This is a genomic window from uncultured Methanobrevibacter sp. (assembly GCF_937898925.1).
Taxonomy (GTDB): Archaea; Methanobacteriota; Methanobacteria; order Methanobacteriales; family Methanobacteriaceae; genus Methanobrevibacter.
The window spans coordinates 1-10,025 of sequence record NZ_CALDKF010000002.1; the positions used below are offsets into that span (position 1 = coordinate 1).

Annotated in this window: 11 protein-coding genes and 1 pseudogene; 5 read left to right on the forward strand and 7 right to left on the reverse strand. The window is 31.9% G+C overall.

Annotated elements, in window-relative coordinates:
- Positions 1–22 precede the first annotated feature (22 nt).
- Positions 23–289, reverse strand: a pseudogene (locus Q0409_RS00085) (tRNA uridine(34) 5-carboxymethylaminomethyl modification radical SAM/GNAT enzyme Elp3); the annotation flags it as partial.
- A 299-nt stretch (positions 290–588) separates the two neighbouring features.
- Here Q0409_RS00085 and Q0409_RS00090 point away from each other — a divergent pair.
- Both Q0409_RS00090 and Q0409_RS00095 read left to right on the forward strand, forming a co-directional pair.
- Entirely contained in the window at positions 589–945 is a 357-nt protein-coding gene (locus Q0409_RS00090) for a PRC-barrel domain-containing protein (RefSeq protein WP_298533727.1), read from the forward strand.
- A 58-nt stretch (positions 946–1,003) separates the two neighbouring features.
- The gene (locus tag Q0409_RS00095) at positions 1,004–1,306 is read left to right on the forward strand and encodes a DUF2098 domain-containing protein (RefSeq protein ID WP_292788759.1); all 303 of its coding nucleotides are present in this window, start codon (positions 1,004–1,006) and stop codon (positions 1,304–1,306) included.
- A gap of 134 nt (positions 1,307–1,440) precedes the next feature.
- Here the strand turns inward: Q0409_RS00095 and Q0409_RS00100 are convergent, their stop codons facing one another.
- The 5 genes from Q0409_RS00100 to Q0409_RS00120 all read right to left on the reverse strand — a co-directional run bounded on the left by Q0409_RS00100 (position 1,441) and on the right by Q0409_RS00120 (position 6,992).
- The gene (locus tag Q0409_RS00100; protein WP_298533747.1) at positions 1,441–3,522 is read right to left on the reverse strand and encodes a DEAD/DEAH box helicase; all 2,082 of its coding nucleotides are present in this window, start codon (positions 3,520–3,522) and stop codon (positions 1,441–1,443) included.
- Between the two features lie 111 nt (positions 3,523–3,633).
- Positions 3,634–4,104, reverse strand: a complete 471-nt coding sequence (gene moaC / locus Q0409_RS00105) for a cyclic pyranopterin monophosphate synthase MoaC (protein WP_298533730.1) — start codon at positions 4,102–4,104, stop codon at positions 3,634–3,636.
- A gap of 239 nt (positions 4,105–4,343) precedes the next feature.
- Positions 4,344–5,447, reverse strand: a complete 1,104-nt coding sequence (locus Q0409_RS00110; protein WP_298533732.1) for a glycosyltransferase family 4 protein — start codon at positions 5,445–5,447, stop codon at positions 4,344–4,346.
- A 259-nt stretch (positions 5,448–5,706) separates the two neighbouring features.
- On the reverse strand, positions 5,707–5,958 hold the full coding sequence (locus Q0409_RS00115; RefSeq protein ID WP_292788754.1) for an MJ0307 family thioredoxin: 252 nt from the start codon (positions 5,956–5,958) through the stop codon (positions 5,707–5,709).
- 197 nt (positions 5,959–6,155) lie between these two features.
- On the reverse strand, positions 6,156–6,992 hold the full coding sequence (locus tag Q0409_RS00120) for a S49 family peptidase (RefSeq protein ID WP_298533736.1): 837 nt from the start codon (positions 6,990–6,992) through the stop codon (positions 6,156–6,158).
- 231 nt (positions 6,993–7,223) lie between these two features.
- Between Q0409_RS00120 and Q0409_RS00125 the strand changes: the two genes are divergently transcribed.
- Entirely contained in the window at positions 7,224–8,132 is a 909-nt protein-coding gene (locus tag Q0409_RS00125) for a shikimate kinase (protein WP_298533738.1), read from the forward strand.
- A gap of 71 nt (positions 8,133–8,203) precedes the next feature.
- On the opposite strand, the gene Q0409_RS00130 is transcribed toward Q0409_RS00125, so the two are convergent.
- Complete coding sequence (locus Q0409_RS00130; protein WP_298533741.1) at positions 8,204–9,073, reverse strand: radical SAM protein; 870 nt, start codon at positions 9,071–9,073, stop codon at positions 8,204–8,206.
- 186 nt (positions 9,074–9,259) lie between these two features.
- Between Q0409_RS00130 and Q0409_RS00135 the strand changes: the two genes are divergently transcribed.
- Both Q0409_RS00135 and Q0409_RS00140 read left to right on the forward strand, forming a co-directional pair.
- Positions 9,260–9,583 (forward strand): chorismate mutase, encoded by a 324-nt coding sequence (locus Q0409_RS00135; protein ID WP_298533744.1) that lies wholly within the window; start codon positions 9,260–9,262, stop codon positions 9,581–9,583.
- A 2-nt stretch (positions 9,584–9,585) separates the two neighbouring features.
- Positions 9,586–9,783, forward strand: coding sequence for a 30S ribosomal protein S17e (locus Q0409_RS00140; protein WP_295606763.1), 198 nt, complete (start codon positions 9,586–9,588; stop codon positions 9,781–9,783).
- Positions 9,784–10,025 lie beyond the last annotated feature (242 nt).

The following is a 10,025-nucleotide window of genomic DNA, read 5'->3' on the forward strand; positions in this document are numbered from 1 at the left end:
TGTCACTTTCAGGTCAATCCTAGCATTTGCCGGGATCAAATTGGTGCTGATGGCACATAACTGCAACGATTGCCACTCCAGAGATAGTTCTGGTTGGTTTCTTTCTCAAGAGATTTGAAACGATTTTCTTCTCTTCAAGGCTTGCATGTTCTAGGATTACAGAATTGCTCATAAATTTTTTCAAGTTCCTATCTCTACAGAGCTGTCTTTTTTCCACTTCAAGCTCACGGCGAGTAGTTATCTTTCCATTTATGATATCTTCTATGATAATTCGACATGCTTCTTCCATTAGGTTCACCATCAATAAAGTTTTTTTTATTTTAATTGTTTTACCAATTATATCAGTTTCATTTTTTATTGACTAATATTATATTTGTTTTTAAAATATTAATTTATTATCATAATTATATAAATTTTATTGCTTTAAAAAAATATTTAGATAAGTTTATATAATTTTCAATTCATATTCTAACATAATGGTGATTATGTTAAAATAACTTTTTAGTTATATGGCCATTTCCAAAAATCAAAATATATTTTGGTTAGTTTTAACATAATTTCTTAAAAATTAATAATTGAGGTAATAGAATGAAAATTAAACAATTATTAGGTATGATGGCTTTAGATGCTAATGCTAATGAAGTAGGTAAAATTGATGATGCTGAATTTGATCCTAAAGAAGGTAAAATCACTGCTATAACCATTGTCCTTAAGAAAAACTTCATCTCCTCCAACAAAATCGAAATTGACTTTGAAGATGTTAAAAGCATTGGAGATTATGTTTTATTAGATAAGGAAATCAACAAAGAAGCTGCAATTGAAGAAGCTGAAAAAGCAAAAGACACTAAAGAAGAAGTGGAAGAAGTTGAAGCAGAAATTGTTGATGATGAAGCAGAAGAAGTGGAAGAAGAGGCTGAAGAAGCAGCTGAAGTAGAAATAAACTAAATTAAATTTTTATTTATTTTCTTCTTTGAAGACTTTATTAAAACCTATCGGTGATAATATGAGTATTTGTGATATTCGAGGAGAAACCATTGATATAGGTTCCTTTATAAGATATACCGGTACTGGTACCATAAGTAAAGTTGTTGATTTGAAAGAAGAAGACAACGAGCAATGGGTAAAATTAGATGAACCTGCCTTATGGTATGCAGCTGATTCTTTAGAGGTTGTTAATGAAAAAGACATCGTTGATTCAGAAAACCTTGATAAGGACACTCTTGAGCAAGTCAAGGACATTAAGGAAGGCTATGAAGAACTCAATGCTAACTTAAACGATATTCAAGGTTGTGAAGGTGGAGGATAATTCTCCTCTTCTTTATTTTTTCTTTTTTTTAAGATTTTTACACTATCAAGATTAAAATCAATCTATATATTTTATAATTTAAAAATATTTTTTTTCAAGATCCTTCTTTTTAAAAATAGTAAAGAGATAATTAATTAATAATTATCTGCGAATTTTTTAATGTTATGAGCTAATTTTGGACCAATTCCATCAACCTTTTGAAGCTCTTTTTCTGAATATGGTCTTAAGTCATCGCCGAATACATCAACCAATGCTCTTGCACGACGTCTTCCTAAACGTTTGACTCCAATAACAAGAGGGATTATGTCTTCTTTTACACCATAGTAAAGCCTTGCAGAAAGGAAATCCAAATCCTTTGAATAAGTGTATTTTCCAAGAACTTCAAGGGTATTCTTTGTAAACCTTACAAGCAATGAAGCTTCATATGCAGAGCGTCTGGTGGATGAAGAGTATACATGGTAAGCATTTTCAATTTGGTACTCTGTCCTTTCATTTATCCATTCAATTAAGGACACTGCTGTTGCTTCAGGGTTTCCAATGTCAATGGCAAATAAGCCATAGTTTGATAGCATTTCACGAACAGGATCCTTGGATTTTCTGCCCTTAAACGCAATGAGAGGCATATCAGGTGTTTGTGCCAATTGGTAAATAAGTTCTTCCGGCTTAAAGTTATCCAGATTGTTTGCATATTCCTTGATTTTAACAGCTGTTTCTACGCTATAATTTGATCTTGCTATAAGATTACCGAATGGAGTTGTTTTGAGTCCGCTTGGGGTAGCCTGCAAAATCTGGTTCTGGAGCAAGAATTCCAAAGCGTTCATGATTTCAAATTTCAAGCTTTCTTCAGCAAAGAAGCTCATGGAAGCATTTGCTGTCATTTGATATCCATAGAATGTTTTTGTGAAAAAGTCTTGAAGATCTTCCGGAGTTTTTGATAAGGTGGATGCTACCTGTGCAATAATCTGCTTAAATACAGCATCCTTGTTTTCAATTAATTTAGAGTTTGTAGGTTCTACCTGACCATTGATGTAACGCTCTTCAAGGGTAATTGCCTCTTCCATTGATTTGGCAATCAAATAGGAGTAACCTGTATCATCATATTGGGGCCTTCCTGCCCTTCCTGACATTTGCTCGTAATCAAAGACAGGAATTGCCTGTGGCCCATCTGAAGTCCATCTTGTATAGTCTCTGATAACCACATATTTTGAAGGAAGGTTAACCCCATACATTAAGCTTGGAGTAGCTGCAATCATTAGGATATTTCCATTTCTGAATTCCTCTTCAATGATTTCCTTTTGCTCACTGAAAAGGCCTGCATGGTGGAAAACAGCACCGTTTTCACAGCTTTCAGCTAATTTAAGACAAGTTGAAGTTGGTCTTGATCCCTTTTTCTCAGGAACTGCAAGCAACTTATCTGCAACTTCCTTGAATCGTTGCTTTTGCTCCGCTGTAGTTTTCTTTTTCAATTTTCCTGCAACATAATTTGCTAAGCTTTCTGTAAATCTTCTTGTTGATACGAAACTCAATGCCTGTGCATCATCTGATATGGCCTTTTCAATAACCTTTACAACTACATCATTCTTGTTTTTTGTATTGAACATTTCAGCATCCAACACATCTTTATTTAATGGGACTGGCCTGTAGTCATGCTCTACGACAGTTGCATCCAACCAGCTTTCGATTTCACCCATATTTTCAAGAGTTGCAGACAATGCAATGATCCTTAAGCTTGGATTGATTATTTTTGCCCTGGTTATTGCACATTCTATAGTAGGGCCTCTTGTAAATTCGCCGATCATATGGAACTCATCGATGATTAATGTATCGACTTCCCTTAGGGCATCCCATGAAAATCTTGTCAATGCATCAAATGATTCAAATACCATAACTGACAAGTCTGAAGATGATGGGTGTTTTCCTACCTTGATTCCAAATTCCTCGAATTTCTTGAACTCCTTTACCTTTTCATTTTGGATTGAAAGGAGAGGTGCAGCATAAACCGCTTTTCCACCATCTAAAATGGATTTGAGAGCTGCCATTATTCCAAGCACGGTTTTCCCACTGGCAGTAGGAATCGCTATGACACAATTCCTATTGTTTTCAAGGTATCCGGATTCAATCACTGCCTTTTGTGCAGGGTTGAAATCCTCAATGTAAGGATAGCAGCTATTGATTATTGTCTTAATGTTTTCAGGGATGTTTTCCATATAAATCAGTCTAATAGTTTTTATAAATGAAATAAAAGATTATTTTTTATAATATGTTTGTATTTAATATATAATCTTGATTTTCTTAGAGCATTTGGTAAGTTTTAAAATTTAAAAGGATTAGATTTTTTCCTTCTTAAGAACTACAATGTCAGAAATCTTAGTGTCTGGATATTGTCCTTTCTCATCCTTTTCAACTGCTTTTGTCATGTCCCAAATGGTGAGCAATGCTACGCTCACTCCAGTGATCGCTTCCATTTCCACACCGGTTTGACCAGTCAATCTGCATTCGCAAGTTGCAGTGATTTCCTCTTCTCCAAGATCAAATTCTATTTCAATTCCACTTAAGTTCAATGGATGGCAAAGAGGGATAATGTCAGATGTCTTTTTTACAGCTTGAATTCCTGCTATTTGAGCAGTTGTCAATACATTTCCCTTCTTGATTTCAGCATTCTTGATCATTTCAATTGTTTCCTTTTGAAGATGAATCTTTCCGCTTGCCACTGCAGTTCTTCTTTGCTGTGGCTTAGCTCCAACTTCCACCATATGAACTCCAGTTTCAGTAAGGTGAGTAAATTCTTTTTCTCCCATTTAATAACCTCTAATTAATTGATAAATCTGAATATTTTGATTTTTAATTCATACTTTATTTCTATTTTTTCTTTTATTTTTCATTATTAATAACTATTATCCAAAATCTAATTAAAATTTAACCGAATAATTATTATTTTTTAATTTAAATGAATTTAATTAATTTAAATCAATTTTGAAATTGTTTTAATGATTTTTATTTTTTAAAATTTTAAATAATTATATTTTCAGTTCAATTTTCAGTTCAACTCATCGTAAGGCAATTTGGTTTCACCAAAGTCTTTTGCCCTATTTCTTGCATTTGACTTGAATTTTTCCATCAAATCCTCATCACTCAAAATCTTTTCAATGGCATTGGCCAAATCGGATGGGTCATTAGGATCAATTAATAAGCCTACATCTTCTGTGATTATCTCTTTTATTCCACCAACATTGCTTCCAATAACTGGCTTTCCACAGGATAATGCTTCAATGAGTACAAGCCCAAAGCTTTCGCTTAATGATGGCAATACGAGAAGGTCACAGCTTGGTATTATATCCTCGACATCTCCTCTGGAACCTGTAAAGTAAACATTTCCAATATTTTCCTTTTCACATTTTTCCTTAAGCTCTTTTGATTGTGGGCCATCACCAACTATGACAAGATTGGCTTCTATGCCCATTTCTTTTTTAGCTTCAATTAGCACTTCAACATTCTTTCTTTTAATTATATTTCCGACAAATAAAATGATAGGTTTGTCTCCATCTGCATTGAATTCTTGAACCAATTCTTTTTTAAATTTGTCCTTGTTTTCTTCTGTAGTTTTAAACTTATTTACATCTATACTATTCCAGTGCAATCTTGTCTTTTCTTTAATATTTGGAATATTTGTCTTGATGATTTCCTCTTTCAAAGTTTCACTTACAGCAAGGACCACATCAGCATCCTTAAGCACTTTATTGATGAGAGGTCTTGTGAACTTTTGCTTTTTGTAGGTTTCAAACATGTCTGATCCATGTGAAGTCACATAGGTTTTGGTATGGGTTGATTTTCCAGCCTTTACGCTTGCCCATCCTGCAGGAAGCAAATAGTGTCCGTGGATTATGTCTATGTTTTCCCCTTCAATCAATTTTTTAAGCTCTCTTTTAGCATTGATTGCAAAGAATAATCCTCGAAGTCCTGGAATGTTAACTCCTTTAGTGCCTATAACATGGATTCCATCAATATCCTTAATGTCCTTGTGAGGGTAAGTGATTACATACACTTCATGGCCTTTTTTTATCAATTCCTTTGATAATGTGTGTATATGAACTCCAACTCCTCCAATATGTGGTGGAAATTGTCCAACCATAGCAATTTTCATTTTTTAACCTCTTTCATTTAGAAATATTTGAACTTAATGTTTGAACTTAACATTAATATTATAATATATCTTATTAATTCTATTTATTCTTATATAAAATTGCTTAAAAAAATAGTGGAAATGATTTAAAAATAGTAAAAATATGTTTAAAAAAATAAAAATTTAATTTAAAAATAGTAAAGAAATTGATTTTAAAACAGTTAAAAAGTTAATTTAAAAAAAGTAAAAAAGAAAAAATATTAGAAAATTGTTTTTGCAATTATTCTAATCTTTCTAATAATTCTTCGAGAGTTGGAGCACCAATGAATGCTAATGAATTGTTGATTGCAATTGCAGGGACTGCGTGAACTCCATAGTCAATAGCTAAATCTCTGTTAGCAGGATCAGCAATGCTGAGAATTTGAACATCGATTGCATCTCCTAATTTTGCTTTTGCTTCTTCAACAACTTTTACAGCGCCTGGACAATGTGGACAGGTTGGTGAGGTAAATACTTCTATTTTGTGTGCCATTATATCACCTTGTTTAATAATTATTTAAGTTTTATTTTGTTTATAGTTAAATTGTAATTATAAATTCATAAAAATCTTTAACTTTTATAAATTTATTTTATATATTATTGTTCGTTACTATATAAATATTCCTATTTAAATAGAAAACATGGTTAAGAATAAATAGAATAATTTTTTCTTTTTAATTAAAAAATAGTCTAAAACTCTAAATTGAAAATCTTATTTTCACTTAAAGTTTCAGTTAAGCTTTTTTTGCTTTTAGGATAATTAACTGCAGTGTAATTGGTAACATTAGCTTCTGAAGCAGCTAATTCAATAGCCTTATTCTTATTTCCAAGCTTATCAACTAATCCTAAGTTTTTAGCTTCATTACCATTGTATCTTTTGCCATGAGCTAATTTTGCAAGATAATTAGGTTTTAAGTCTCTGTTTTTAGCTATTGCTTTGATGAATTGTGTATAATCTTGATCAATCATCTTTTGACCATTTAAAAGATTATCTGGGTTTGTTTCATTGGATTTATTCAATTTAAGATAATCCTTATTGTAAACTCCTGTAAGCTTGACTTTAGAGTATTTGCCGCTGTCAATATAACTAAGGCCGATTCCTCCAATTGATGAAGATGAACTTGCAACGATGGCATCAGCACTGCTTGCAATCAAATAGCTCTCATCCAATCCCTTATCGCCAATGTATGCAACAACTGGCTTGGTTGAGCTTTTAATGCAACTTGCAATCTCTTCACTGGCTACCTGGCTTCCACCTTTACTGTTGATATCCAAAACAATAGCCTTTACGGTTGGATTTGAATTAGCTTCATTCAATGCGTTTTCTATTTGGCTTGCGCTAGTGAATATCTTGGTGGAGTTGGATGAATCATAGGTGACAGCTCCATTGATAGTTATGACTGCTATCTCATCTTGCTGTGTAACTAAATTGCCAAATGGTAAAACAAGTACTAAAAGCAATACTATAGCAAGTATAATAAATGCACCTAAACCGATGTTAAGCCAATTTGTATTGTTTTCACTCATAGTATCACTCTTTTCCTTAAAATACGCCATTTTTAGTTATTGTGTATTCCTTTTTTTATTAATTTTTAAAAATTATTGTATTATAATATATTTACTTACATTAATATAAAGTTTTTTTATAAAACTTATTTTTTTAATAAATTTATACAATACTTTCAATGATTTACATTAAATATATATCATTTGATTTTAAAACTAATATATAGATTTATAAGATATTAGGTGATTTATTTGACTAAAACAGTATTTTCTCCAGGTTCTGCCACTGTAATCAATGCAATTTCAACCGGTTTCGGTTCTGCATTTGGAATAGGCTTAGGTATTGAGGCAGAGGCTAAGTTTTCTGATGTCGGTGTCAACTGCTCATCAGATTTAGGGGCGGATCCTCATTTAATGAACTTATGTGTGGAACAGGTTTTAGACCATTATAAGATAGGAAGTGCATTGGATTTTGATGATATCATACCTAGTTTGGATTTTGGAAACGGTGAAGGAATTGAAGTCCATACAAAATCCAATTTGCCTTTAGGTTCAGGTCTTTCTTCAAGCAGCGCTTTATCCAATGCTGTTGTCATGGCTACCGCTGCATTGGTTGCAAGCGAGTTTTGTCTTGAGCCATTGACAGATATGGAAATGATAAACATGGGTATTGATGCATCCCTTGAAGCAGGAGTTACTATTACAGGTGCTTTTGATGATGCTTCTGCATCTTTCTTTGGAGGGCTAACAATTACAGACAATGGAAATAGAGAGATCTTGCATCAAGAGAGAATGCCTGATTATGATGTTTTGGTTTTCATGCCTGATAAGGAATCCTTAAGCGGATCTTCTGATGTTGATAGGATGAAATTGGTTGCTCCATTTGTAAGCATGGCATTCAATAAGGCACTTGATGGAGATTATCTTGAAGCTTTGACATTAAATGGACTATTATATGGTAATGTTTTAGGATTTGACAATAACATTGCCCTTGATGCACTTCAAGCTGGTGCACTTGCTTCCGGATTGTCTGGAACTGGGTCTTCATTTGTAGCTATTGTGGATGAGAGTTCCATTGATGGCGTTAAAGAGGCTTGGGGTTCATATGATGGTAGAGTCATTGAAACAACTGTGGATAATAGGGGAACAAGGATTATTTAATTATTTTTCTTTTTTATTTCCTATTTTTACTATTTTTTTATCTATTTTTACACTATTTTTAAAGCATTTTTTTAAAATAAAGTGGTCTGCTTAGTTTTATCCTTGCTTGGGAATTCATGCAGGTATTCAAATATTTCATCTGGATTATTCATTATCTTGTTTTCATTTGTTCTTTTATAGAAGATCTTCATTAATTCCTTTTGATTTGGACTAGCTATTCCATAGCTGTTTCCATAAGTCTTGATGTACTTTTCCTTAAGTCCTGGGAAATGCTTGTCTAGCTTGCTATAGAAATATTCCCTATTTCCTTCTCTCAATGTCATTCCCATTCCAAAGCAGATTATTCCCTTGACATTTGATTCTATGCAATAGTCAAGTATTCCATTTATGTTTTCTTCTGTATCGTTTATGAATGGGAGAATTGGGCATAGCCAAACAACTGTAGGTATGTCGTGTTTATTTAGAATTTTCAATACCTTCACTCTTTCCTTTGTAGTGCATACATTTGGTTCAAGTGTTTTGCACAAGTCCTCATCGTATGTTGTCAATGTCATCTGAATGACTACTTTTGCCTTTTCATTGATTTCCTTAAGCAAATCCAAGTCCCTGAGTATTAGATTTGATTTTGTGATGCAAGTAAATCCATGACCGTATTTGTTAATGATTTCTAATGATTCTCTCACATTTTGTATTTTCTTTTCAAGAGGTATGTATGGGTCTGTCATTGATCCTGTACCAATCATGACCTTTTCCTTTTTATTCTTTAGGGCTTTCTTAAGGAGTTCTGTTGCATTTGCCTTGATTTCAATGTCTTCAAATGCATGGTCCATATTGTAGACATTGCTTCTGGAATCACAGTATATGCAGCCATGTGTGCAACCTCTGTATAGGTTCATTCCATTCTTGTTGGACAGGATGCCTTTAGCGTTAACGTAATGCATGATTTCACTTGTATTTCCTATTTTTTCTTATTCTATTTATGGTTTTATTATATTAAATTATTTTTGAGAGCATTTGAAAAGAAATTTGATAAAAATTAATACAAAGTAAAAGTTAATTTCAATAAGCATGTTTATATAAGATGAAATATAAAATATAATTATTATCAAAACTATGGAGTTATTTTTGTGGATAGGAAAGAGATTATGAGCTTATTTGAAAATGAGGAAGTGGCTCAGGATATTCTTGAAAAATCTAGAAAAAGAATCGATGAAATTGATAATGATTTAGTTAACTTAATAAGTGAAAGAACTTCACTTGCTAGGGATATTGTTTTAGCTAAAGTTTTTTTAGGCATGGAAATTTATGATAAATCAAGAGAAGAACAAGTTCATGCCAAAGTAAATAAATTAGCTGAAGACTTGAATATTGATAAAAGTATTCTTAGCGATATTATGGACATGCTAACAACTTTAAGTAAAAATAGACAAAGAGAAATTTTGGAGGAATGATTATGGGAAATATTAGAACTTCATTCGTAAAACGTATATCAAAAGAATTAATTGAAACTCACCAAGGCAAATTTACTACTGATTTTGAAGAAAACAAAAAATTAGTAGCAGAGTACTCTACTGTAAGTACCAAACACTTAAGAAATAAAATTGCTGGTTACATTACTAGATTAGTAAAACAACAAGCAAACCAAGCTTAATTTTATTTTTTACTTTTTTTAAGATTAATTTATTTTAATCTTCACTATTTTTAGATTAATTAATTTTAATCTACTACTTTATTATAATTTTTATATCAATCTTAATATTTTTTAAATTTTATTGGTAATTATTTTTGGATTTTTTTAATTTAGACTTTTATTAATTATTCAGTATTTTTTATTAACAAATGGATAATTTACATTAAAAAATTGTAAAATTAATAATTAAATATATAAATACC